The sequence below is a fragment of the Psychrobacter sp. S1-30-MNA-CIBAN-0213 genome, assembly GCF_040309845.1.
GTDB lineage: Bacteria > Pseudomonadota > Gammaproteobacteria > Pseudomonadales > Moraxellaceae > Psychrobacter.
Genome location: NZ_JBEOPE010000010.1, coordinates 73,067 through 98,727, shown reverse-complemented (window position 1 = coordinate 98,727; position 25,661 = coordinate 73,067). Strand labels below are relative to the sequence as shown.

At 41.6% G+C, this 25,661-nt stretch carries 24 protein-coding genes and 1 tRNA gene; 14 read left to right on the top strand and 11 right to left on the bottom strand.

Annotation, left to right across the window (positions count from 1 at the left end; genetic code table 11):
- Nucleotides 1-23 precede the first annotated feature (23 nt).
- Nucleotides 24-114: transfer RNA gene (locus tag AAEY87_RS10480), tRNA-Ser, on the bottom strand.
- 264 nt (nucleotides 115-378) lie between these two features.
- On the opposite strand from AAEY87_RS10480, the gene AAEY87_RS10475 reads away from it, so the two are divergent.
- The 3 genes from AAEY87_RS10475 (at nucleotide 379) to AAEY87_RS10465 (ending at nucleotide 2,181) form a co-directional block, all read left to right on the top strand.
- Nucleotides 379-1,227, top strand: coding sequence for a DNA/RNA non-specific endonuclease (locus AAEY87_RS10475; protein WP_350657117.1), 849 nt, complete (start codon nucleotides 379-381; stop codon nucleotides 1,225-1,227).
- A 75-nt stretch (nucleotides 1,228-1,302) separates the two neighbouring features.
- Entirely contained in the window at nucleotides 1,303-1,566 is a 264-nt protein-coding gene (locus AAEY87_RS10470) for a hypothetical protein (RefSeq protein WP_350657116.1), read from the top strand.
- A 231-nt stretch (nucleotides 1,567-1,797) separates the two neighbouring features.
- Nucleotides 1,798-2,181 carry a DUF2147 domain-containing protein gene (locus tag AAEY87_RS10465; protein ID WP_068038415.1) on the top strand — a complete coding sequence of 128 codons (384 nt, stop codon included), beginning with the start codon at nucleotides 1,798-1,800 and terminating at the stop codon, nucleotides 2,179-2,181.
- 142 nt (nucleotides 2,182-2,323) lie between these two features.
- Here the strand turns inward: AAEY87_RS10465 and AAEY87_RS10460 are convergent, their stop codons facing one another.
- The 4 genes from AAEY87_RS10460 to AAEY87_RS10445 form a co-directional block, all read right to left on the bottom strand.
- Nucleotides 2,324-3,586 (bottom strand): ammonium transporter AmtB, encoded by a 1,263-nt coding sequence (locus AAEY87_RS10460; RefSeq protein ID WP_068329692.1) that lies wholly within the window; start codon nucleotides 3,584-3,586, stop codon nucleotides 2,324-2,326.
- Nucleotides 3,587-3,737: 151 nt separating this feature from the next.
- Nucleotides 3,738-4,076: a P-II family nitrogen regulator gene (locus AAEY87_RS10455; RefSeq protein WP_010197981.1), complete on the bottom strand. Its 339-nt coding sequence runs from the start codon at nucleotides 4,074-4,076 to the stop codon at nucleotides 3,738-3,740.
- A 605-nt stretch (nucleotides 4,077-4,681) separates the two neighbouring features.
- Nucleotides 4,682-5,536 carry a putative universal stress family protein gene (locus AAEY87_RS10450; RefSeq protein ID WP_350657115.1) on the bottom strand — a complete coding sequence of 285 codons (855 nt, stop codon included), beginning with the start codon at nucleotides 5,534-5,536 and terminating at the stop codon, nucleotides 4,682-4,684.
- Nucleotides 5,537-5,660: 124 nt separating this feature from the next.
- Entirely contained in the window at nucleotides 5,661-7,160 is a 1,500-nt protein-coding gene (locus AAEY87_RS10445; RefSeq protein ID WP_068038408.1) for a SulP family inorganic anion transporter, read from the bottom strand.
- Between the two features lie 629 nt (nucleotides 7,161-7,789).
- Here AAEY87_RS10445 and murD point away from each other — a divergent pair.
- Both murD and ftsW read left to right on the top strand, forming a co-directional pair.
- Nucleotides 7,790-9,226, top strand: coding sequence for a UDP-N-acetylmuramoyl-L-alanine--D-glutamate ligase (murD, locus tag AAEY87_RS10440; RefSeq protein ID WP_350657113.1), 1,437 nt, complete (start codon nucleotides 7,790-7,792; stop codon nucleotides 9,224-9,226).
- A 264-nt stretch (nucleotides 9,227-9,490) separates the two neighbouring features.
- Nucleotides 9,491-10,687 (top strand): putative lipid II flippase FtsW, encoded by a 1,197-nt coding sequence (ftsW, locus tag AAEY87_RS10435; protein WP_203226561.1) that lies wholly within the window; start codon nucleotides 9,491-9,493, stop codon nucleotides 10,685-10,687.
- A gap of 105 nt (nucleotides 10,688-10,792) precedes the next feature.
- Here ftsW and gluQRS read toward each other — a convergent pair whose 3' ends face one another.
- The 6 genes from gluQRS to AAEY87_RS10405 form a co-directional block, all read right to left on the bottom strand.
- A complete protein-coding gene (gene gluQRS / locus AAEY87_RS10430; RefSeq protein ID WP_350657128.1) occupies nucleotides 10,793-11,761 on the bottom strand; it encodes a tRNA glutamyl-Q(34) synthetase GluQRS in 969 nt (322 codons plus the stop codon).
- 252 nt (nucleotides 11,762-12,013) lie between these two features.
- Nucleotides 12,014-12,454 (bottom strand): RNA polymerase-binding protein DksA, encoded by a 441-nt coding sequence (gene dksA / locus AAEY87_RS10425; RefSeq protein ID WP_068038396.1) that lies wholly within the window; start codon nucleotides 12,452-12,454, stop codon nucleotides 12,014-12,016.
- A gap of 577 nt (nucleotides 12,455-13,031) precedes the next feature.
- A complete protein-coding gene (locus AAEY87_RS10420) occupies nucleotides 13,032-13,868 on the bottom strand; it encodes a metallophosphoesterase (protein ID WP_350657112.1) in 837 nt (278 codons plus the stop codon).
- A gap of 197 nt (nucleotides 13,869-14,065) precedes the next feature.
- Nucleotides 14,066-14,869 (bottom strand): metal ABC transporter permease, encoded by an 804-nt coding sequence (locus AAEY87_RS10415; RefSeq protein WP_068329683.1) that lies wholly within the window; start codon nucleotides 14,867-14,869, stop codon nucleotides 14,066-14,068.
- Between the two features lie 76 nt (nucleotides 14,870-14,945).
- Complete coding sequence (locus AAEY87_RS10410; RefSeq protein ID WP_350657111.1) at nucleotides 14,946-15,758, bottom strand: metal ABC transporter ATP-binding protein; 813 nt, start codon at nucleotides 15,756-15,758, stop codon at nucleotides 14,946-14,948.
- A gap of 62 nt (nucleotides 15,759-15,820) precedes the next feature.
- Nucleotides 15,821-16,363 (bottom strand): Fur family transcriptional regulator, encoded by a 543-nt coding sequence (locus AAEY87_RS10405; protein ID WP_350657110.1) that lies wholly within the window; start codon nucleotides 16,361-16,363, stop codon nucleotides 15,821-15,823.
- Between the two features lie 359 nt (nucleotides 16,364-16,722).
- On the opposite strand from AAEY87_RS10405, the gene AAEY87_RS10400 reads away from it, so the two are divergent.
- The 9 genes from AAEY87_RS10400 to atpD all read left to right on the top strand — a co-directional run bounded on the left by AAEY87_RS10400 (nucleotide 16,723) and on the right by atpD (nucleotide 25,610).
- Nucleotides 16,723-17,514 (top strand): metal ABC transporter solute-binding protein, Zn/Mn family, encoded by a 792-nt coding sequence (locus tag AAEY87_RS10400; RefSeq protein ID WP_350657109.1) that lies wholly within the window; start codon nucleotides 16,723-16,725, stop codon nucleotides 17,512-17,514.
- 286 nt (nucleotides 17,515-17,800) lie between these two features.
- On the top strand, nucleotides 17,801-18,199 hold the full coding sequence (locus AAEY87_RS10395) for an ATP synthase subunit I (RefSeq protein WP_350657108.1): 399 nt from the start codon (nucleotides 17,801-17,803) through the stop codon (nucleotides 18,197-18,199).
- Between the two features lie 825 nt (nucleotides 18,200-19,024).
- A complete protein-coding gene (gene atpB / locus AAEY87_RS10390; protein ID WP_068038382.1) occupies nucleotides 19,025-19,894 on the top strand; it encodes a F0F1 ATP synthase subunit A in 870 nt (289 codons plus the stop codon).
- A gap of 33 nt (nucleotides 19,895-19,927) precedes the next feature.
- Entirely contained in the window at nucleotides 19,928-20,176 is a 249-nt protein-coding gene (atpE, locus tag AAEY87_RS10385) for a F0F1 ATP synthase subunit C (protein WP_010197960.1), read from the top strand.
- 117 nt (nucleotides 20,177-20,293) lie between these two features.
- Complete coding sequence (locus AAEY87_RS10380; protein WP_068038378.1) at nucleotides 20,294-20,764, top strand: F0F1 ATP synthase subunit B; 471 nt, start codon at nucleotides 20,294-20,296, stop codon at nucleotides 20,762-20,764.
- 13 nt (nucleotides 20,765-20,777) lie between these two features.
- Nucleotides 20,778-21,401, top strand: coding sequence for a F0F1 ATP synthase subunit delta (locus AAEY87_RS10375; RefSeq protein ID WP_350657107.1), 624 nt, complete (start codon nucleotides 20,778-20,780; stop codon nucleotides 21,399-21,401).
- A gap of 92 nt (nucleotides 21,402-21,493) precedes the next feature.
- The gene (atpA, locus tag AAEY87_RS10370; protein WP_068038372.1) at nucleotides 21,494-23,038 is read left to right on the top strand and encodes a F0F1 ATP synthase subunit alpha; all 1,545 of its coding nucleotides are present in this window, start codon (nucleotides 21,494-21,496) and stop codon (nucleotides 23,036-23,038) included.
- A 218-nt stretch (nucleotides 23,039-23,256) separates the two neighbouring features.
- Entirely contained in the window at nucleotides 23,257-24,138 is an 882-nt protein-coding gene (gene atpG / locus AAEY87_RS10365) for a F0F1 ATP synthase subunit gamma (RefSeq protein ID WP_068038369.1), read from the top strand.
- Between the two features lie 38 nt (nucleotides 24,139-24,176).
- Nucleotides 24,177-25,610 (top strand): F0F1 ATP synthase subunit beta, encoded by a 1,434-nt coding sequence (gene atpD, locus AAEY87_RS10360; protein ID WP_068038365.1) that lies wholly within the window; start codon nucleotides 24,177-24,179, stop codon nucleotides 25,608-25,610.
- The last annotated feature ends 51 nt before the right edge of the window (nucleotides 25,611-25,661 follow it).

Sequence of the window (25,661 nt, the reverse complement as noted above, 5' to 3'; positions counted from 1 at the left end):
GGAAAACAGGGGATAACTAAGATTGGCGGTGAAGGAGGGATTCGAACCCTCGATACGCTATGAACGTATACACACTTTCCAGGCGTGCGGTTTCAGCCACTCACCCACTTCACCGTTTTTGACATAGTAGACAGGTTTTCGGATTGTCATCAAGAAATGAGACATCAAAATCTGCTGTCAGTCTATTTTAGACGGCTTAGTATAGCCGATACTTCATTCAATGTCACGACCTTGTAACCTTGTATTGTCAGCAGCCTTATCTTTCTTTATTTGTAGACGCCTGCTAGGATAGCGTATACGTAATAGTAAGCATAGACGGTTGAAAGTTGAATGATAAGTTTTGTTAGACCTATATATAGTTTTGAAAATAGCATAATAATGACAGTAATTACTGTAATGGTAAGTATCTCGCCAGCGCATGCAGATGATCTTACCCAATGTAGCCAGTCTTTTTATGGCGGTATCTATCCTGAATTTATCAATGATAAGCTAAGTGCAAAGACCCAACCCCTATGTATGGACGGTTTTGCTGTTATGTATTCAGGCGTATCGCGTACACCCTTATGGTCAGCAGAGCATTTGACCCGCCAGCGCTTACAGCAAGCCAAAGAAATCGACCGTGAAGACAGCTTTCACGAAGAGAGCCGAGTACCAAGGTCAGCGCGTGCCTCATTGTCGGATTATTCAGGCTCCGGCTATGACCGCGGCCATTTAGCGCCTAACGCGGATATGGCAACTCGTAGTCAACAATATGACAGTTTTAGTTTAGCCAATATTGCCCCACAGTCTCCGCGTAATAATCGCTATATTTGGCGTAATATAGAGTCTGCTACTCGCTATTTAACTCAGCAATATGGTGAGGTTTATACCATCACGGGTGTCGCATTTACCGATAAAAAAACCAAACAGCTTGCTGGGCGGGTGCTAGTACCTAGTCATTTTTTTAAGGCAGTTTATGTTCCAGCGACCAATCAAGCAGGTGTTTACTATGCCCCTAATGACGAGTCAGAGCGTATAGAGGTCATCAGTATTGATGAGTTAACGGCCAAAACTGGTATCGATGTCCTACCAGTACTTGACCTAAAAACCAAAGCGCAAGCATTAGAGCTACCATTGAAGGCTGGAGAAAACATGGATAGATCAGATGACGCGCCAATTGAAGAACCTGCTTGGATGTTGTTTGTATGGGCGATTCTTGAATGGTTAGTGGCACAGTTGCAAGCTTAGATCAATACCAGCCTAAATAATGTCTATTAATTATCTATGAATATTGCCCAATACTACTTGAGTATGGAGAGTAAAATGATTGAGCCATTTGCAAATAATCACCAAAGTATGCAGATTGGTGAGCTGACTATAGAAAATCAAGAAGACAAAATTATCATCTATGGTGATGTTGATTTATATCTCAATGATTCAGGTCATGAGCAAGCAAAGCAGTTACATGAACTGACGACCAAGATATTACAAGCTTTTGAAAACTCTACCGAAAACAGTAAAAAAACGCTGACGTCAAAAGAAAAAAATGACCGACAAGATGAAAATATAGACAATCCTTTTCTGTAACTATTTGATATAGTTTTAATTTTATAGAAACAATAATCTATAAAAAATTACTAGGCAAAGTTCGGATTTTGTCTATAATGAGTGCAGAAGATGTTATTTAGGTTGATTGCGTAGTTTAAATTATTAGTAGTTTAAGTTACTAATAGAATTTACCAGCAAACAACTGATAGCATAGGATAAGCACGAAAACATAATGTTTTTGAGTAATCATCGTACGAATGGAGTCGATCTATGAAACTATTTACAAAATCTATTTTAGCAGTTGCTGGTATCAGTATGGCCACTATGGCATTTGCCGCTGATCCATTAGCCAATACTACTTGGCAAACTTTTGATGACGGCAAGCCTAAAGGTGTAGTCAAAATCACAGAGTCAAATGGCGTATTGACGGGTAAGCTAATTAGCACTGTATCTGAAAAAGGTAAAAAGCACGTTGGTATGACCATCATCTCTGATTTAAAAGCTGATGGTGGTGGTAAGTACAGTGGTGGTACTATCACTGATCCTGAGAAAAACAAGACTTATCGTATGACTGCGAATTTAAGCGGTGATACTCTTAATCTAAAAGGTTACTTAGGACCATTTTCACGCAGTCAAACGTGGAAAAAGAAATAAGCATTTATTCTCATCTATCTAATTGATAATGACAGATATCTGCTCAGTTAATATTTTAAATCAAAACAATAAAACCCGCATGACCAATTGGTGATGCGGGTTTTATTGTTTTTATAGCTAATCATATTTTTAGATATCGGTATTATTTAGTAAACTCAGGATAAGCTTCCATACCACATTCTGCAATATCAGCGCCTTCGTACTCATCTTCTTCAGAGATACGTAGACCGATGACCACTTTGATAATTGCCCATACTACTGAGCTGGCAATAAATACCCAAACGAAAATAGTCGCAGCGCCTGCAATTTGTCCGACTAAGCTAGCAGCAGGATTGGTAATAGGGACGATTAGTAGACCGAATAGGCCGACGACACCATGAACAGAGATAGCACCAACAGGATCATCAATTTTTATCTTATCTAAAGCCAGAATAGATAACACTACAATGGCGCCTGCGATTAGACCAAAAAGAGTCGCTTGCAATGCAGATGGAGTGGAGGGTTCTGCAGTAATCGCTACCAAACCTGCTAATGCACCATTTAAGAGCATGGTTAAATCAGCTTTACCAAAAATAAGGCGTGCTAACAACAAGGCACCGATTGCACCACCCGCAGCTGCTGCATTGGTATTTAAAAACACCATAGCCACTGCGTTAGCGCTGGCTATATCACCTAGCTTGAGTACTGAGCCACCATTAAAGCCAAACCAGCCCATCCACAATATAAGGGTGCCCAGCGCTGCTAATGGTAGGTTAGCACCAGGAATCGCCCGTATCTCACCATTAGATCCGTACTTACCTTTACGTGCTCCTAAAAACAATACACCAGCTAGTGCTGCCGATGCTCCTGCCATATGTACAATACCGGAGCCTGCAAAATCAGAAAAGCCCATGTCATTTAAGTTGAATAGTCCAAGGACATCTTTGCCGCCCCACGTCCAACTGCCTTCTAATGGGTAGATAAAACCAGTCATCACTACCGTAAACATCAAAAAAGCCCAAAGTTTCATACGCTCAGCAACAGCACCTGAGACAATCGACATACAGGTAGCTACAAAAACGACTTGGAAGAAAAAGTCGGATGCTGCAGAGTAAACAGAATCACCAGAAAAGCCATTTTCGGCAGAGGCTGCTAAGGCATCTTCTACTAAAGTCTCACCGCCTGCAATACCACTTAAAAATAAATCACCACCATACATGATGGCATAGCCACATATCATGTACATAGTGCAAGCGGTGGCAAATAGCGCGATATTTTTGGTTAAGATTTCGACGGTATTTTTGGATCGAACCAGTCCGGCCTCTAACATCGTGAAACCGGCGGCCATCCACATGACCAGTGCCCCACACACTAAAAAATAAAACGTGTCGAGTGCGTATTGCAGCTCAAAAATCTGACTTTGCATCTTAATTCCCCCTTGAATTGTGAATGCGGTAGATCGGCTTGTTTCTAGATGTACTTTACGGTGCAGTTATCCTCTTTAAGACTATATTTATTAAAAATATACTTGCACCAATAATGTGCAAGACTGCTTATCCGTTGTTTAACTACAGGCTTTAAATAGCATCTGGCCCCGTTTCACCAGTACGAATACGGATAACCTGCTCAAGTGCCGTGACAAATATCTTGCCATCGCCGATTTTACCGGTGCTGGCAATACGAGTAATAGCTTCGATAGCGGGTTCAACCATCTCATCGATAACCGCTACTTCAACTTTTACTTTTGGTAAAAAGTCCACCACGTATTCTGCACCGCGATATAACTCAGTATGTCCTTTTTGGCGACCAAACCCTTTAACTTCAGTGACTGTGACGCCTTTAACGCCAATATCAGATAGTGCTTCACGCACGTCATCAAGTTTGAATGGTTTTAAAATCGCAGTGATTAACTTCATAAGAAATTTCCTTATATGAGTGATGTCGCAGGCCGTTGCATAATTTTTAGTGCATCATACCTTCGCCATGCCTATGGTAAGTCGTTCAAGAATTGTGCCAAACGCACTCAAGGGGGAGGAACGCTTAGACTTATTCAATACCAGAACGATAGCCACTATAACAGGCAAAAGCTTTATATTGTCATAGTATTTGGTGCAATAAAAACGAAATAGTCCGCATAAATATAAAGTAAATTTAGGACGAATATAGCAGAAGTGCCTGTAACGTTAGGTGCAACGAGAACTTTATTATAACCAACTTTGGTGCTTTGCGGGGAGGCTATCCTGTGATGATTTGCGAAAATATTACAAAGAACAAGGAGCAAATATTAAAATAGAATGAACATAGAAATATCTATCATAAGGATATAGATAGTTAAGCAATTTAAGATTAATCAACTGATAAGTTAAGAGAGACAGAAGTAGAGTAAGTTTCGCAACTATAGTGACAGCTAATTAGTCGCTAGATTAAGCCGCAAGGCAAGGCGATACGTGCGCTAAGAGTAGCGGACATATCGTCTATATTTATGGAGATTCAGGAATGATCGAGTTAACTATTAAGAGGTTCAGGCTTTTGGAAAGAGTAAATAAGGGGTTTTGGTAGTGCCCAATAGCTTCTTGGTTTCGCTACCTTTGAGTAGCTCACGTAGTCGTGATTGTCCAAAGGCACCAGACATCAGTAAGCCGATATTGTGCTCACTTTGATAGTAGTTCAAAGCGGAGCAAACATCGCGACTGTCTAATAAGGATTTTTTACAGTTAATACCTGCTTGCTTGAGGCGCGCATAAGCTTCGCGCAGCGCATCGCAGTTTTCAGAAGTGTCTTTACCAACCATCACAATATGAATGGTTAATGATCGAATAAGGGGTGTTTTGCATAACCAATTAAGCATTTTGTGGGAAGTGGCACGATTATCAAAAGCAAATAACGCGGTAGTAGGGGGCAAAAATGGTGCATGAGTCACCAAAATAGGGCAGTGGCTTAAGCGAATGAGCTGGCTTAAAGTTGATTTACAGGTAACGTGATGACCGATAACTATCAATTGCGACTTTTCATCAACATAGTCGATACTCTCGCCTAGAGTTTCATGGCGATGCAAAGTATATATTTTTCGCTTGTGTAAATTCTGATCACAATAAGCCGTTGCTTGATGCAGCAAGAGCTTACCTTGGGCCTTAAGCTCTGAGTTACTCAAGTGCTCGTGGCTGGTGAATTGATCAAGCAAATGATTTTCATCATCGATATTTAGGCAGCCTGAATAATTGACGGCCGCCTTTTGTTGTACGCTTGGCACTGCATGTAACAAGCCTACGGGCGCTTGCAGGCGTGAAGAAGCCCACATACTAGCATCTAGCACCGCTTGTACATGATCAGGACAGTCTAGACAAGCAATAACACTATCTGGTTTTAAGTTACTCATAAGGGCAATCACATCATCTCAAGGAGAAAGGACAGTCAAGCGAAACAGAGCGACACAGCAGCTAAAATAAATAGCTGCTGATCAGTAGACTCTGATAAAAAGTTAGAAATTTGTGCCTGTCTGTCTAATCCAATAGGCCGATATCGCGGCGATCGTGAATAGAGAAACGATCGATCAGGGTACGACTGGCATTATTTAAACCAACTACTTTGACATCAATACCTTCACGTTGCAAGCGCATGACCAGCTTGTCCAAAGTATCGACCGCACTGATATCCCAAAAATGGGCTTGGCTCACATCAATCTCAATATTGTCCAAAGCTTCTTTGGTATCGAAGCTTTGTAAGAACTGTGTCGTTGAGGCAAAGAACACCTGTCCTTGGACATAATAATAGCGGGTATTGCTGCTATCATCATAATCACTAAATATGGTTAAGAACTGACCAATTTTATTAGCAAAGGCTAAGGCTGATAGTAGTACGCCAACCCCAACACCATAAGCTAAGTTATGGGTAAATACAGTGGTCAAAACTGTCGCGAGCATCACGATATTAAATGACATTGGATGGGTTTTGAATTCACGAATAGATTGCCAGTTAAAAGTACCGATTGAGACCATAATCATAACAGCGACTAAAGCGGCCATTGGGATTTGACTGACCCAATCGCTTAGGAAAACCACCATAATTAACAAGATAACACCAGCCATCAACGTCGATAAGCGCGTACGACCACCGGATTTTACGTTAATCATTGACTGACCAATCATCGCACAACCAGCCATACCGCCAAAGAAACCTGAAACGACGTTGGCAATACCTTGACCACGACACTCACGGTTTTTATTACTTGGGGTATCAGTCAGCTCATCGACAATCGTCGCTGTCATCATTGATTCAAGCAGACCTACGATAGCTAGGGCGATAGAGTAAGGAGCAATAATAAACAAAGTCTCTAGATTAAGGGGAATATCAGGTAGCAAAAATACTGGAAGCGAGTCGGGAAGGTCGCCCATACTGCCAACGTTACGAATATCTAAATTCATATAAAGTGCTACGGCCGTCAGTCCAACGATACAGATGAGTGGCGAAGGAATGATGCGCCCAATTTTGGGAATAAGCGGAAACAGATAAATAATCGCCAAACCTGCTGCCGTCATAATATACACGGTTAAGCCCACACGTTCAGTCGCCGGATTAAGCTCTGGTATCTGGGCGGCAAATATCAAAATCGCGAGCGCATTGACAAAGCCAATCACCACTGAACGAGAGACAAAGCGCATAAGGTTACCAAGCTTTAAGATACCCATTACGATTTGAATACCGCCGCATAGTAGCGTTGCAGCAAGCAAATACTGCAAACCATGATCAGCGACGAGGTCAACCATGACGAGAGCCATTGCTCCTGTCGCAGCCGAGATCATCCCCGGACGACCACCAACGAAGCTAATCACTACCGCGATACAAAACGAGGCGTACAAGCCAACCTTTGGATCGACGCCCGCGATAATAGAAAAAGCAATGGCTTCTGGAATCAGCGCCAATGCGACGACGATACCGGATAACACATCGCCACGTACATTAGAAAACCATTCGTCACGTAAGCTATCAAAAAAAGATGTCATAAGTAAACTGCATAGAGTTAGAGGCAAAAAAAGCAATCATTACCTAGTGGTCATATTACCTTTCAACCATAACGGTCTATTGATAATACTAGCCACTAAGAAAGCTACCGCGTCGCCCAACAGACTAATGCTGCTAAGCGGTCTTGCACTTGCACTATTTTAAAAGTTATTAATGCTTAATAAAGAGTATGGCCACTGAGTCGTTTGCAGTATTGCCAATAGTAAAATATGATTAAAACCTAAGATAATGCACAAATGGCTATGATGATGTATCACAGCAGATAGATTGTCAGGTAAGATGGCAAAACAGCTATAATAAAAGCGTTTGCCACAACATAATGACAGTATGAGTAGCTATTGAGGACAAAGTGACAATAGCGTAATAAAGGTCACAACTTGCTTAATCGGAATACAAAATTAAATTACCAGTTAAGACCTCAGCAACTTAATATAAAAACATCCGCATAATACCACAAAGTGATAAAAAAGCAGTACCGAAACATGAACGATACCGTTATGATGCTCACCATCATTGTAATTAGAAATTTTATATCGTGCACTTGCCCGATGCAGTGTCAATAACCATCGTTTTTGATAGCCAAGTAAATAGCCTCATAAAAGGAAAATATATGACGACCTTCGCTGCAACAGACAACTTAATCCATAAAGGCGGTGGCCTACAAGTGGTAGTCGGATTGGGACAGTCAGGGCTATCGGCAGCACGTTATCTGACTGAACAAGGTTACCGCGTGGCAGTAACAGATGGACAGTCCGCACCAGTGTTAGCAGATAAATTACCTGCTGCTGTTGAAATTCGTCAGTTTGGCGCTATTGATGCTGAGCTATTGCAGAAAGCGGCGCGTATTATTATTAGCCCTGGTATATCTCTTGAAACTGAGGCTGTCGCAGCAGCACGACAGGCTAATATTCCGGTTGTAAGCGACATTCAGCTGTTTTGTGAAGCATGCGATGTACCAATCATCGCCATTACTGGCTCTAATGCCAAAAGTACGGTGACCACCTTGGTTGGTGAAATGGCCGCTGATGCAGGTATCAATGTTGGTGTCGGCGGTAATATTGGCGTGCCAGCATTAGATCTTTTATCTAATAGCGACATGACCTTGGCAGTCCTTGAATTATCCAGCTTTCAATTAGAAACCGTGACCAATTTGGGTGCTCAAGTAGCGACAGTCCTTAATATGTCGCCTGATCATTTGGATCGTCATGGCGACATGCTTGGTTATCATCAGGCCAAGCATCGTATTTTTCAAGGTGCCAAATCGGTAGTTATTAACCGTGAAGATGCGTTGACTCGTCCACTAGTAGCAGATAATTTGCCACGTTTAAGCATTGGTATTCATGCTCCTGACAAAGGTCAGTATGGCCTGATTACTGATCCTGATGGACAGATTCATCTGGCACACGGTACAGAGCGATTATTATCAGCAGAAAAACTTATTATTAAAGGTCGCCATAATTTGCTTAATGCTCAAGCAGCTCTAGCACTCGGTGAGCTTGCAGGAATACCTATTGATAGCATGCTTGCTACCTTACAACGCTTTACAGGACTTGATCACCGCTGCCAATATGTCGCAACTGCTGCAGGAATTGATTATTTTAATGATTCCAAAGGAACCAATATTGGCTCGACCATCGCTGCTATTGAAGGGCTAGGCGCGGTATATGCACCCAAAGATGGTAAGCTACTATTAATCTTAGGTGGCCAAGGTAAAGGTCAGCAATTTGGCGAGTTGACGCCTTTTATTAACCAGTACGTCAGTCAAGTTCTGTTTATCGGTGAGGATAGCCAGCAGATTGAACAGCATCTGCGCGCTGCCAAGCTAAGTGATGATGTGGTGCTACATCAGTGTCAAACCCTCGAAGGTGCATTTGCAAGTATTCAGCAAGTCACCGCGAGTAGTTTGTCGCAAGTACAAGCAGTACTATTGTCGCCAGCATGTGCTAGCTTCGATCAGTTTAACGGTTATGCGGCGCGCGGTGATTATTTCAGCCAGTTGGTAGCACAATTGGTTACAAATACCGATGCTGCTGATACGACTGTCTAATCCGAGTATTTAGATGATAAATGATTGTTTTGCTTATGAATTACTGCTACTGTCAATCACAGTTAACCAGTTCTAGTTTAATGGGGTCATTTTTCTCTAATGAGACCCAGTTATCATTTATTAATTGCTATTATAAATGACTGTATAGCGACAAGTTATAACAGCTACTAGCTATAACAGTCATTCGGCGTATTTTTTATTTAGTTTAAACGGTGGCGTTGAATAGACGTCGTGTTTTTTTGTTTGTTAGCGTATTTAAATATTATGGCACTCTCTTTCCTTTCTCGTTCTTCTCAAAAATCTGAATCGGCTTCTGGTTCAGATGGTGTTTTATCTTTGCCCTCAGCGCGCGCTATTTTGTTATCTAGCGTCGGTTGTATGATGGTGCTCAGCTTGCTCATGGTGGCTTCGGCTTCTATTCCTTTCGCGCTGAGTCGTGGGATGACCGAGCTGTATTTCTTTGAGCATCAGCTGCTATACATGGGTATTGGATTAATTGCTGCTGCGATACCATACTACTTTGTGCCATTAAGGACGCTGTATCAGACCGAAACGCAGTTTATCTTGCTGGGTGTGACTGGTGCACTGCTAATAGCAACGTTATTTGGTGCGCCTATCAACGGCTCAAAACGTTGGTTAAATTTAGGCGTTATTAACTTTCAGGTTGCAGAATTAGCAAAGCTGGTAGTGATTGTCTTCGTTGCTGACTTTGTAGTACGGCGCTCGTTTGAGGTACGCAATGGCTGGGATGGATTTTTACGTATTTCCTTAGTCATTGGCCTACTGACTTTCCTGCTATTGCTACAGCCTGATTTTGGTTCGTTGGTTGTCATTGTAGGGACAGTATTTGCGATATTTTATATCGCTGGTGCGCCCTATAAGCAGTTTGTGGCACTAGGAGCAGTAGTTGGTGTGCTTGGTGTGCTGGCAGTTACTATGGTGCAGTATCGACTCACAAGGGTTTTATCGTTTTTAGACCCATTTGACGACATTCAAGATACCGATTATCAGCTGGCACGTAGCTTGATTGCTTTTGGTCGCGGGCAGTTCACAGGCGTTGGCTATGGTGAAAGCGTGCAAAAGCTATCACATCTACCTGAAGCACATACAGACTTTTTATTGGCTATTACGGGTGAAGAGCTCGGCTTTGTTGGCGTAACTATGATTCTATTATTAGAAGCGCTTATCATCGGTAGTGCTATGCGTATCAGCTACAATGCTCTAAAACGTCGCCAAATGCGTATGAGTTATACAGCTTTTGGTATTGGGATTATCTTTATTGCGCAGACGATTATTAATGCTGCTATGAATATGGGTGCGATGCCGACCAAAGGTTTGACGATGCCATTCTTTAGTTATGGTGGCTCATCAATGCTAATTAGTTTGGTGATGGTCGCGTTACTACTCAAAATCTACAAAGAAAGCCCTGAGATAGAAAAAAGCCAATGTCGTTATTTCTAACAAAAACTCGTTAATTTTAAAAGTAAGGGTAGCGTGTTCCGTTTAGCGATAGCCATAAGAATTAAGGTAATAAAAGCGTCGCTATTAAGCGGCGCTTTTTGCTTTTTAAGGATTAGGAATATAAGAATTAGGGATATTTAGAGAGGTTTTACCTTGTAAGAGCGTATTGTCCCATTGAGCAACTGCTTGCTCTAACATGCGTGCTGGGGTGTCTATGTCAACTAGAGGCTGTTGCAACAGCTGTAAAGCATGAGTGATTAGCTTACTCGGATCGCGGGTATCAATCGGTTGGGCAAGATTTTGTTTGGAGAGCTTTTGGCCATTAGGATTACATATTAGTGGCAGGTGATACCACTGTTCAATAGCAGGCAAGCGAGCGGCTTGCATGATACTGATTTGCGCTGTGGTCATAGGTAAAATATCTAGACCACGCATAATATGAGTCACGCCTTGCAAACCATCATCAAGGCTTGCTGCCAAAATATAATTGATCATGCCATCTTGCCGACGAACGACCATATCACCCAAGGTTTGCTGCGGATTATCCCATTGCAGTCCTTGAATACCATCTCTAAAACCAATCAAATAGTCTGGCAGCTGTATGCGCAGTTTATGTTGATCTTTATTAAGGCTTGCATCTACACAGCAGCGTGGATAGCGTTGTCTATTAAGCAGTTTCTGGTTTGCATTTTGCAAGTTTGAAGTTTCTACAATAGCTTTGCGCTCCCAATACTGCTCTAGACTCTTGCGTGAGCATTGACAGCCATAAGTTAGGGGCAAAAGTGTTGAAGATAGATAATCATTATAAATATCAATGCGTTCAGATTGGTAGACAACATCACCGTCCCAATGCAAGCTTAAGGCTTCTAAATCTATTAGTATTTGCTCACTAAATTGCTGGTCACAGCGCTCAGTATCGGTATCTTCAATACGTAAAAGCCAATCACCGTTTAAAGATTTAATATGGCAATAACTTGCCAGCGCCGTAGTCAAAGAGCCAAGATGCAGCTCACCAGTAGGCGATGGTGCAAAGCGTCCGATAGGGCGTGATGGTGGCTGAGAAGGTATCAGCATTTGGGTCTCAGTAGTATGAATAAATGTCAAAATGGGCAGCTATTGAAATAAAGGAATGAGAGTAGAGTAAGAGAGATGAAGATAAAAAGATATTTATTAAACTGATGTATTTTGTTAACCAACGGCTAATAAATACAACTTCAGCGACCAAAATGCAATGAGCGACCAATTACTTGGTCGCTCATTATTTTAAATATCAGATAATCAATTAGTGGCATTTACTGTACTAATATGAAAGTGTCAGTTTAATGTTTAGGTATGACCCTGGTTTTGACGCTCTTTCATCTCAGATAAAGTTTTGCAGTCGATACACTGAGTCGCGGTTGGACGTGCTTCTAGACGACGCAATCCAATCTCTACACCACAAGTCTCACAAAAACCATAATCATCGTTCTCGATTTCTGCCATAGATTTGTCAATTTTGCGAATCAATTTACGTTCACGGTCACGCGTGCGTAGTGCTAATGCAAACTCTTCTTCCTGAGTCGCGCGATCATTTATATCTGGCATGGCACTAGACTCATCTTGAATATAAGTCTTTGTACGATCAGCTTCGCCAATCAATTGATGCTTCCAGTCCAATAAAATGGCTTTAAAGTGCTCTAACTGCGCATCAGACATATACTCTTCGTCTTTAGCAGGTACATAAGGGGTGAATTTAATATCACTTGGGTTCTTAGTCAGGGTGCTCATATGGGTATCCTACTTTTTCAAATTAATTCAATAAAACGACGTTTTAAAAGATAAAACTTAGATAGGTGTCAACAGATGCTATCACTTATCTTTTATAGAACGTTTTACCACATGGTAACGCAAGTATCACAGCTGATCTAATGGTACGGTGGTCTCAACATAATAATGGGTATAAAACCTTATTTATGAACGAGTACGCATCCTGTCATTGCTATTATCAACATTATCATCTAGGTATAAATAATAATGTTCATGAGTACATGGCCGATTGCGAAAACTTGGCTGGTGGTCGTCTTAGCTATCCTAGCCATTATAATCTGCCTGACGTGAGATGCTAGGCGCTCCTATTTCCATCTTATTTTGTAATGTCTGTCTGGGTTGGCTCCATTTAACTTAATTAGGTCCCGCTAATACTCGCAGTATCATCTATTCTAGTATTATTGCCTAGTGTTATTTAATAAAAGCCTTGAACATTACTGTAATAAACAAGCGCTTTAAGTAACTAGAATACTTATGATAATACTAACTTTTGAATAGCGATACTATTTGAGTCAATTTGAGCCAATAAAACTGGCCGTCAAGTATCCAACCTTTTAACCCAGCTTGCAACCTGCCCATTGTTGGCTAATTGCAACCAACGGTAACCAGGTAGTGCACTTTTATCATAAGCGAAGTCATCTTCGTAAGGCTTAAACTGATAGCAGGTTGATGGGGTAGTATAGACGGTAACACCGTTATGATAGCGCACTTGATCTTGGTGAGTATGACCACTAATGATAACGCGCAGATGTGGAAATGCTGCCATCCGCTGCCAACAAGCAGATACATTGTCCGCGATGTGGGCATCTATCCATTCTGAATGCATAAGCATCACATGGTGATGTAATGCAATAAGTGCTGGCTTGTCACAAGCGCTTAGCTGCGCGCATAGCCAATCAATATCAGCATTAGTAACCTCACCTGCAACCTTGCCAGGAATTGCAGAATTCAGTAGTAGGATTTGCCAATAATCAGTATTAATAATATGGCGGCTGAGCAAACGCGCATCTGCAGGCTGAGGAACTAATTGACGCTGAAAATATGGTAACTCACCCCCAAGCTCATCGGTTACATCATGATTGCCAGCGATACAGGCAAAGGGAATATTGGTAGCGTGTAATACTTCAAATATATGATCGTAAATATCAGGTTTGACTTCATTAACCAAATCACCTGTCACTAAAATTAAATCGCAGCGAATATCCTCACTCAACGCTTGTTTTAAAACAGCTTCGAAACTACGTGTGCAGCAACATTTAGATGTTAAATTTTTGTCGATTACACCTTTCACTGTGGATAAATGCATATCCGTAATCTGTAATACATTTATTTGACCATCTGAGCTGCTGATTTTACGAGCAGGATAGCTTGGCATAAGGTCATTCCCTTATTAAATCAAGACAATTAAAGACTAAGAAAAATTGCCGTAGAAGCTGATGCTAAAGCGAATTTATAGCACAAATGTTATAAAATCTCTAGCTTTAAATGCCAAATAAAGTTGATGGTTTTTTTTCAAGTCCTGTCAAGAAATTTCAGTATTTAACCCAGCTTAGCAGTTGATATGGGAAATTTTCAATGAGGCTGAGTCCAAATTTTGGATACGATCAGTGCACCAAAAAACAAAATAGCCAATACTAATACAATAGCAAGTCCAGTCTGTATATCAAGCCAAATACTACCCCAAACTCCTAGCGTCACGCCTACTTGTGCTACGATCAGCGCAAAGATTACCATCTGTCTAGGCGCCGCCGACCATAAACGTGCCGTTAATGCGGGCAACACCAATAAACCACTTATTAATAAACTACCCACCGCCTGCAACGCAATCGCACAGAAACCTGCTAATACACCCATAAAAAATAGGCGCTGCCGTGTCGGATTAATTCCTTGAATTCGGGCAAGCGCTTCATGAGTGGCTAGTTTTATTTGAGCAGGCCAGATATATGTTAAAAAACCCAATCCTACCAGCACACTGCCAGCGATTAGTGGTAAGTCAGCCCAATCAAGCTCAAGTAGATTACCGAACAAAAATCCTAATACATTCGCTTGTTGATCAGTAAGCTGGGTCAAGGTTAATAGCCCTAAGCACAACAGCGATACAGCTACCACTGCCAATACCGCATCAGTAGGTAGACGTTCATCGTCAATCAATACCAGTCCTAATACTACCACGACACTGACCAAGGCAACACCAATACCCATTGGCAGCTGCCACCAAACGGCAAGTGCAACTCCCAATAGTGTTCCATGAGCCAAGGCGTCGGCAAAAAAAGCCATGCGTCGCCATAATACCAAGCAGCCAAGCGGTGCTGATAGTAGACCTAAAATACTGCCGGCAATCCAAGCAGGGGCAATGATGGCTAACCAGGCGGTCATAACTGATATCCGTTAATTTTTTTCATAAGAAAGGAGTCGTAAAAACTATTTTTAGTTTTGGCACGTTTAGTTTGGTCTATTGTAAATCATTCATTACGTGATGCTCACAAGCATGCGGCTTATGCACATAGGGCTGCTCATAATGATGACCAAACAACTTTTGAAATTCAGCAGTGATGGCAAGCTCGCTAGGTTGGCCTTCGCAGCAAATATGCTTGTTTAAACAAATCACCCGTCGGCTGCCTTTCATAACCCAATGTAGATCATGAGACACTACCAGCATCGCGCAACGTAAAAAATCTGGTAACTCATCAATAAACTGATATAGCCAAATCTCAGTGTCGGGATCTAGCCCTTGCATTGGTTCATCTAAAATCAATAGATTAGGCTTATCTAATAAGGCTCGTGCCAATAATACGCGTTGGGTTTCACCGCCAGAGAGATGGAGCATTTGCCGTGATAATAAATGATTCAAAGACAAGTTATCGAAAATGAACTGGCGTTGCTCAGGCGTTAAACGTTTTTTATCTGCTTGTCCCAATAAGTCTTGTACCCGTAATGGCAAGATAGGAGGTACAGAAAACCGTTGCGGAACGTAACCCAGTTGTAGCGGCTGATGATCGGTAATCTTACCTTCAGTAGGTGTAATTAGCCCTAAAATAAGTTTAACCAACGTTGACTTTCCTGCACCATTTGGACCGATCAGGCTAACAGTTTCATTGACAGCAATATTGATATTAATATTTTGGACCAATCGTTGCTGTCCAATATGATAGCTAATATCATTCAAGGTAAGTAATGGTACGCCTTTATCAGCACTAGATGCAGATAGAGTGTCAGTACGTATATGAAGGGGTTTCTTATTAGAGGATTGCACTAAAAGGCTCATAGGGTGACAGCCGATAAATTAATTAAAAAACGGAGTGGAAATCTAAAAATTGTATAAAGGCTTCATTGGCAAGCTTGGCAGCGTCCGCTAATTTCAATGACACTACGGGTAACAATAAACCCAGCGTCTTGCTCCGCAAAGCTCATCATCTCTTGCACCGGCAAGCTGCTACATTCTTGCACACGCTGGCACTGCTCACAGATTAAAAATGCTGCGGTATGTTGCGCACGTGGATGACAACAAGGGACATAGGCATTGATTGAAGTCAGTTGATGAATCAATCCTTCACTTAACAAAAACTCTAAACTTCGATAAACGGTTGGCGGGGCTACGTTTTTTTGCGCTTCCTCTTTATCACCCGCCGCGGTCGCTATAGTACGCATTTGCTGCAGCTTCGTGATTAAATCATAAGCACCTACTGGTTTATTAGTTTGCAATACCAGCGCATATATTTGCTGACGAAGCGGAGTAAAGCGTACGCCACGTAGTCGGCATTGCTCTTTAGCTGCTTCTAAACGCTCATTGACATCACGCGGCGTAAAATACTGAACATCATGCAAATGGTTGTCGTGCACATGATTATCGACGGATAAGGTAGAAGACATAGCATAGACTCCAAAAAACAATGATATAGCGTCCGACAGTATAAGCTAAAACATTCAAAAGGTTATTAATGACAAATATATTAGCCATTTTTATTGTTATAGTATAACATAATAAAATAGCGGCATAAGATTATAATCTCCAGAGTGCTAATCTATTCATCTAAGTTCTATTTTCTAAATTATACTCATAGGACAAATGTCACATGCATCCTAATCACCAAAATCTCGTGAATATGGTCAAAATAAGTAAGCATTCTCACAATAAGCTCAGTTGCTTATCTTTCGATGGAATACGGCGATTATTACGTCAGCCCAAATGGATGTTAACTGTATCTTTATTGTTCTTAAGCTCATTTATAATGACTGCACAAGCAGCAACGGTTAGTGTAAGCAACTATCCATTATTTTTATTAAGTAATGCGGTGACTGAGGGCGCGCCGTCTGCGCAGAGATTATTACAAGCAGGGGAGGTTGGACATCATGGTAGCATTAGCCCTGGCGATATCAAGGCAATTCAAGATAGTAAGTTTGTCGTATGGTTTGGCGAGCCCCTAGAGAACAACCTAGCATCCAGTTTGAATACTGCTCCTAATGCCATCTCTTTATTTGCTTTTGATGCTTTTAATCGCCATCCACTGCGTGATGTCGAGGGCAAACCTATCGCTGGTACGTTGGATCCACATATTTGGCTAGATCCAGAAAATGCTAAGGCAATTACCCGTGCGCTTGCGGTCATTCACAGTCATGCGAATCCACAACACAAAAATCTATATCAAGCCAACGCAAAGAAATTTGCTCAACATATCGATAGGGCAGTAGCTTTGACAAAGTCAAATAGTCAAAAAACATATCCTTATTGGGCTTATCATGATGCTTATCAATATATTGAAAAAGCTTTGCAGTTAGAGCTTATTGGTAGCTTAAGTACGGATGATCATCTAGCGCCCAAAGCCAGTCAGCTACGTTGGCTTAATGAGCAGCGTCCTGCTAAACGGATGTGTATGGTTAGTCCTAGCCGTCCTGCTAAAGGTTTGCTGGCCAAGCTTCAGCCAGTGGATACTACCGTACAAGCTGAAGATATGAGTGGTAGTAAAGACTTCGTCAGCGGCTGGACTAATATGGCTCAGCAGATACGAGATTGCATATCTTAGCAATTGATAGCACTCGGAGATTTCTGAAGACTATAAAGGGTTTAGTTGGAATATTGAGTAATGGTTACTGGACTTATAGCTAATTAATTGGCAAATTAGCAGCTAAAGGCTTGATATTTGCTATATATTGCTTGCTAAATAATTAGTTGCTCCTTATAATAAGTGGCGTTTTATTTTGGTTAAAAGGTTACAGCTGTATAGTGAACCGTTCATAGGTAAGCATGCCATTTATATGCTGTTATGATCCAAATGCTGCGGTTATTATTCCAACGCTATAGGTAAGCTAATGACCAAACCTGCCAAACGCACGCAAAGAGATAAAATCGCTATCTACCTCAGGCGTCAGGCATGGATACTATTTATCCTAATCATTGTCGCTTGGATTTTAGATACTAGCTGGCTACAAAGTCAGCTTATCGTAGCGAAGAGTACAGCCATTGGTGCGCTATTAAGCTTTGCTACTCAAGCTGTATTTGCTTTTTTTATCTTTTGGCACACGGGATATCGCGCGCGCCGACATATTGTCAGCCAGCTATATCGAGGTCAGGCAGCCAAATGGCTACTGACAGTGTTTGGTTTCGCACTAATTTTTATTACCGTACAACCCCTATCTGCGCCTGCGCTATTTATCGGTTTTATGGTAATGCAAATTAGTCACAGTTGGATGTTGTGGCACATACGCTAACGACAAGAAAAACAGTTGCTCAAAACAATTATCAAGCTCCTGTACTTGTTTAATATGATAGCAATGCTAACTATACAAGCATAACGTTATTAATAGCACGAAAAGTGTCATCCTGCCGTCTAACTTCTCTACGACTAAGTCGAAAATTAATAATAAATTTGTTTTTAGAATACTGTGAAATTACTATAAAGATAGTTGCTCAACATATTAAGAGTAAAGGTAAAGGTCGCAATATCAATTGCGTGAGGTAACTGTTAACTGATGCTTAAGCAGATGTTTAGTTACCAAGCACAATAATCTAGCGAAAATAATGTTTTACAATTTAATTATAGGCGCAAACCTATATTGTTAAACGCTATTAGCTGCTACCTTAGTTACACAGTAGACAAAAAACACATAATTGCCTTTACACGAATACTACGCTGCATTAAGATAGGCAGCTAATTATTTTGCTTAAACGTGCTGTATTAAGCACATATCTTGCGAACAAGATAACGGCAAACACTAATATTATAACTTTAAGTATGTTTAAGTGCAGATGCTAAGGGCTAGTAATGAATCATCACAAGCCCTTTTTTGATAACTAAATTTTATTAAAGTCTGTCAAAAATCAGTATTTGCACGAGAAGTATGGGTTGGATGTTGTTGATTACATGAGAATATGAACGCAATTTATTTGCAGATGAGATGAATTTATAGTGGGCTATTGGCCGATTTAAAGGATTCAGTTAAATCTAAGCAAATATTGTTATTAGTATACTTATCAGATAACAACCGTATTCTTTGGTAGTTGATTAAATCGTTGATTAATAAGAAGCTTACATTATGGCAGCCGAGCAACAAACATCATCAGAATATATCTCTCACCACTTAACGAACTGGACGTACGGCTATCTGCCGGGCGAAGGTTGGAAAGTCGCCTATACTGCTGAAGAAGCAGGTCTGATGGGCTTTAAGGCTATCCATCTTGATTCTATGCTATGGTCAATTGGTCTGGGTATTTTATTTTGTGCCATCTTTTGGATGGTTGCCAAAAAAGTTACTTCAGGCGTGCCAAGCAAAACTCAGGCAGCGGTTGAGTTAATCGTTGAGTTTGTTGATAACAACGTCCGCGATTCGTACAGTGGTACTTCAAAATTGATCGCACCTTTGGCATTGACCATTTTTGTGTGGATCTTCTTGATGAACTTGATGGATTTATTGCCTATTGACTTTATTCCAAGTCTTGCTGGGCAGATTGGCGCCGCTATGGGTCATGATCCACATCATGTGTTCTTTAAGATTGTTCCAACAACCGATCCTAACATCACGCTTGGCATGTCGTTCTCTGTCTTTGTGTTGATTATCTTTTATAGTATTAAAGAAAAAGGTTTGGGCGGCTTTATCGGTGAGTTAACACTACATCCGTTTAGTACCAAAAACCCTATCCTACAAATTATTTTAATCCCCATCAACTTTATCTTAGAAGCTGTTACCTTGATTGCAAAGCCTGTTTCACTAGGTCTGCGTCTATTTGGTAACATGTATGCTGGGGAGTTGATTTTCATACTGATTGCTCTTATGCCGTTTTGGATTCAATGGGCGTTATCGGTACCGTGGGCTATCTTCCACATTTTGATTATTACACTTCAAGCGTTCGTATTTATGATGCTGACGATAGTTTACATGTCGCTTGCATCATCAACTGAACATTAATTAGACATTCAATAGGTAAATGAGGATACATCAATGGATCCAGTATTAGGTGGTTACACAGTTATCGCAGTAGCGTTACTTATCGGTCTTGGCGCACTTGGCACAGGTATTGGTTTTGCTATTTTAGGCGGCAAGTTCTTAGAAGGTGTTGCGCGTCAGCCAGAGCTTGGCTCACAATTGCAAACTCGTATGTTCATCGTAGCAGGTCTACTTGATGCTATTCCGATGATCGGTGTTGGTATTGCTATGCTATTGTTGTTCGCAAACCCTCTAGCAGGTTAATCAGAAAGCTCAGTTGTAAATGTTTGGTATTCGGAGTTTTTCTATCAAATATAGTCAAAATTTGACTGCCAAACATGATCAATGAAACTGATTTTTCATTAACAAAGAGGTGATCACGTGAATATCAATTCTACCCTCATCGGTCAAGCCATTGCTTTTGCAATATTTGTGATTTTTTGCATGAAATTCGTGTGGCCACCACTTATCGGTGCCATTAATGAGCGTCAGCGTAAAATTGCTGAAGGCTTGAATGCCGCAGAAAAAGCAAAAGCAGATTTGGCTACCGCGGAGCAAGATGTACAGCAGGAGCTTGATCTTGCAAAGACTAAAGCTGCGGCTTTGATCGAGCAAGCAAATAAAAGCGCCAATCAGCTCGTCGAAGATGCTAAATCGCAAGCCCAAATGGAAGGCGAGCGCATTCGTCAACAAGCGCAAGCGTCTATCGACCAAGAAATCAATCAAGCGCGCGAATCATTGCGTGCCCAAGTTGCTGAACTGGCTGTACTTGGTGCAGAGAAGATTTTGCAAGAAAAAGTCGATGTGCAAAAACATGCCAGTATGTTAGACCAACTGGCGGCGAAGCTGTAATTGTGAGGATATAATGGCTGACTTATCAACCTTAGCACGACCGTACGCTAAAGCCGCGTTTGACTATGCCAATGAACACGGAGTGGTCAATGAATGGGAAGACTTCTTATTCATTGCCAGTACGATTGTCAATGACAAATCGTTCCAACCGTTGCTAGACAATCCAGCCGTTTCTGCTGAGCATAAGTCAGCTGCTTTGGTCGATCTTTATGATACACAAGTAGCTAGCGCTAGTGATTCTGCTTTTAAGCAGTTGTTAGGTGAGACCCAAGGGCATCGCCATGACAGTAACGCCAGCTATTCAAAAGTATCAATAGCGCTTAGCAACTTCGTTAATCAGTTATCAGAACAAGAGCGTCTGGCACTGCTTCCTGAAGTTTATGAGCATTATCGCCGTCACAAGGCTTTAAGCTTAAAGCAGCTTGACGCATATGTGACTTCTGCCTATCCATTGACCGACGCACAGCGTGAGCTGTTGGAAACACGTCTTGCTGCCTCGCTAAATGCTAGTGTAGTAATTCATGAAGCGGTTGATCCTAGTCTTTTGGCAGGCGCTACGATCAAAATTGGTGATAAAATCATCGATGATTCTATGCGTGGCAAGTTACAACAGTTAAAAACACAGCTAACTGCCTAATGCCATTCGTCGACGCAGTTGAATAAAAACTGCGTGATATAAGAGCATTTAAGTCAGTGGGCGGGTTATCATAAATTAAAGGAAACAAGGCAATGCAACAATTGAATCCAGCGGAAATCAGTAACCTGATTAAGCAGCGTATTCAAGACCTTGATGCGGGTGCAACTGCAAAGAATGAAGGCACGATTGTCAAAGTATCTGACGGTATCGTGCAGATTCATGGTCTTGAAGATGCCATGTACGGCGAAATGATTGAGTTTGAAGGCGAAATCTACGGAATGGCTCTTAACTTAGAGCGTGATTCTGTTGGCGCGGTAGTACTTGGTGATTACCTAAAGCTGCAAGAAGGTCAAAAAGCCTATTGTACTGGTCGTATTCTTGAAGTACCGGTAGGTCCTGAGCTGCTAGGCCGTGTTGTTGACGCCTTGGGTAATCCTATTGATGGTAAAGGTCCTATCGATGCTAAGATGACTGACAAAGTCGAAAAAATCGCCCCAGGCGTTATCGACCGTCAATCAGTAGATCAACCAGTAATGACTGGTTATAAAGCCGTTGATACCATGATCCCAATTGGTCGTGGTCAGCGTGAGCTTATCATTGGTGATCGTCAGACGGGTAAAACCGCTATGGCTATCGATGCAATCATTGCACAGAAATCATCTGGTATTAAGTGTGTATACGTGGCCATCGGTCAGAAGCGTTCTACGATCGCTAACGTTGTACGTAAGCTTGAGCAAACTGGCGCACTTGAATACACTACGGTAGTAGTTGCTTCAGCTTCAGAGCCAGCAGCACTACAGTATATCGCACCGTACTCAGGTTGTACGATGGGCGAGTACTTCCGTGACCGCGGTGAAGACGCACTAATTGTATTTGATGATTTATCAAAACAAGCCGTCGCTTATCGTCAGATTTCACTATTGTTACGTCGTCCGCCAGGTCGTGAAGCTTATCCAGGGGACGTATTCTATTTACATTCACGTCTACTTGAGCGTGCATCACGTGTAAATGCGGCTTATGTAGAGAAATTCACTAACGGTGAAGTAGTTGGTAAAACTGGTTCGTTAACCGCATTACCGATTATTGAAACTCAAGCTGGTGACGTATCTGCATTCGTACCAACCAACGTAATTTCAATTACTGATGGTCAGATTTTCTTAGAATCTAGCTTATTTAACTCAGGTATTCGTCCAGCAGTAAACGCTGGTATTTCGGTATCTCGTGTTGGTGGTGCTGCTCAGACTAAGATTATCAAAAAGCTATCTGGTGGTATTCGTACTGCACTAGCTCAGTATCGTGAACTGGCAGCATTTGCTCAGTTTGCATCAGATCTTGATGATGCGACTCGCGAACAGCTTGATCATGGTGAGCGTGTTACTGAACTTATGAAGCAAAAACAGTATCAGCCAATGTCTGTTGCTGAACAAGCAGCTGTTATCTATGCTTCAAACGAAGGATTCTTAGCAGATGTACCAGTTGAAAAAATTGGTTCTTTTGAAGAAGCTTACTTACGTTATATGCATGATGAGCAAAGTGAATTGATGCGTGAGATTGATGACACTGCGAACTACAATGATGACATCGCAGGTCGTTTAAAGTCAGCTTTAGAGACCTTTAAACAAAATCACAGTTATTAATTTAACGGGTTAAGCCGAATTGGTTATAGCTGTAGTTTATAGCTTGATAAAGTGGCGCGTTGTCTGAATAGATATTTGCGCCACTGTTCTAACCATTGACGGTATTAGATCGCGCAATGCTACAAGAATGAAAAACATTATTCTGCAAGTTTAATTTTTTATATTAATTGATTGTTGCATGCGCCAATGCTTTTTAACCCTCTTATATTGGAATCATTATGGCAAGCTTAAAAGAGATACGTGCCAAAGTCACCAGTATTAAAAGCACCCAAAAAATTACTCGTGCCATGCAAATGGTAGCGGCGAGTAAAATGCGCCGTGCTCAAGAGCGCATGGAAGTGGGTCGCCCGTATGCTGATAGTATGCGCCGGGTTATTTCACATTTGGTGCATGCTTCATCAGACTATAAACATCCGTACATGGTATCGCGTCCAGTAGATAAGGTTGGCTACATCGTCATCACATCCGATCGCGGACTTGCGGGTGGTTTGAATATTAACCTATTCAAAGCATTATCTAAAAGTATTCAAAACTATCAAGATCAGTCAGTTCAAGCTGAATTTGCCGTTATTGGTGCTAAAGGTGTTAGCTTTTTTAAGAGCTTTGGCGGTAAAGTAACTTCTGCAGTAACTGACTATGGCGATAAGCCGACCTTTGAGCAAATAAACTCACCGGTTCAAGCTATGCTTGATGACTATAGTAACGGTAAAATAGACCGTATCTATGTCGTATATAACAAGTTCGTCAATGCCATGACTCAAAAGCCAACTGTTAATCAACTGGTACCTTTGCCAGAGGGTTCATTTAGCGATGAAGAAAGCGGTATGCAGACGGAACTTAGCTGGGATTATATCTACGAGCCTGATATCAAAACTTTGATTGATGACTTACTTGGGCGCTATATCGAATCGATTGTGTACCAAGCGGTAATGGAAAATATTGCCTCTGAACAGTCGTCACGTATGGTGGCTATGAAAGCGGCAACAGATAATGCTGGTGACCTAATTAACGATTTACAGTTGGTTTATAACAAGCTGCGTCAAGCGGCGATTACCCGAGAAATCTCGGAAATCGTTGGCGGTGCTGCTGCTGTTTCATAATTGACTACACCTATATATAGAAGTTCAAGGAGAACGCAATGAGTAGCGGTCGTATTGTACAGATTATTGGCGCGGTTCTTGACGTTGAGTTCAACCGTAACGAAGTTCCTCAGATTTATGATGCCTTGCAAGTAGACGGTACCGAAACCACCCTAGAAGTGCAGCAACAGCTAGGTGATGGCATTGTACGTACTATTGCCATGGGATCAACCGAAGGTCTAAAGCGTAACCTATCTGTTACCAACACTGGTGCACCTATTGCTGTGCCTGTTGGTATCGGTACGCTTGGTCGCATTATGGATGTTCTTGGTCGTCCTATCGATGAAGAAGGTCCTGTAGAGGCTGACGAAAAATGGTCTATCCACCGTGAAGCACCAAGCTACGCGGATCAGTCAAACAGCACTGAGCTGTTAGAGACTGGTATTAAAGTTATCGATCTACTTTGCCCGTTTGCGAAAGGTGGTAAAGTTGGTCTGTTTGGTGGTGCTGGTGTTGGTAAAACCGTCAACATGATGGAATTGATCAACAACATCGCCCTTAAACATGAAGGTTTGTCTGTATTTGCTGGCGTTGGTGAGCGTACTCGTGAAGGGAATGACTTCTATCACGAAATGCAAGAAGCTGGCGTTGTAAATACTGAAGACTTTAGCAAATCTAAAGTTGCGATGGTATATGGTCAGATGAATGAGCCACCAGGTAACCGTCTACGTGTTGCACTGTCTGGTTTGACCATGGCTGAGTACTTCCGTGATACTAAAGACCCTGAAACTGGTAAAGGTCGAGACGTACTATTATTCGTTGATAACATTTATCGCTATACACTAGCCGGTACTGAAGTATCAGCACTGCTTGGTCGTATGCCATCAGCAGTTGGTTATCAGCCAACACTCGCTGAAGAAATGGGTATGCTACAAGAGCGTATTACTTCAACGCAGTCAGGTTCTATTACTTCAGTTCAAGCCGTATATGTTCCTGCGGATGATTTGACGGATCCATCACCAGCAACGACGTTTGCTCACTTGGATGCGACTGTTGTACTAAGCCGTGATATCGCTTCACAAGGTATCTATCCTGCGGTTGATCCATTGGATTCAACCTCGCGTCAGCTAGATCCATTAGTAATTGGCGAAGAGCATTATAATGTTGCTCGTGGCGTACAGGAAATCTTGCAGCGCTATAGAGAGCTAAAAGACATTATTGCCATCCTAGGTATGGATGAGTTATCAGAAGAAGATAAGCTAGTCGTTTATCGTTCGCGTAAAATTCAGCGCTTCTTATCACAGCCATTCCACGTTGCTGAAGTCTTTACTGGTGCACCAGGTAAATATGTACCACTACGCGATACCATTGCTAGCTTTAAAGCAATTATCGCTGGTGAGTATGATGATCTACCAGAACAAGCATTCTATATGGCTGGTGGCATCGACGAAGTAGTTGCTAAAGCAGAAAAAATGAAATCTTCTGCAGCGTAATTTGTATCAGTAGTCGCTAACGAGTAGATAGATTATAATTATGATGTCTAC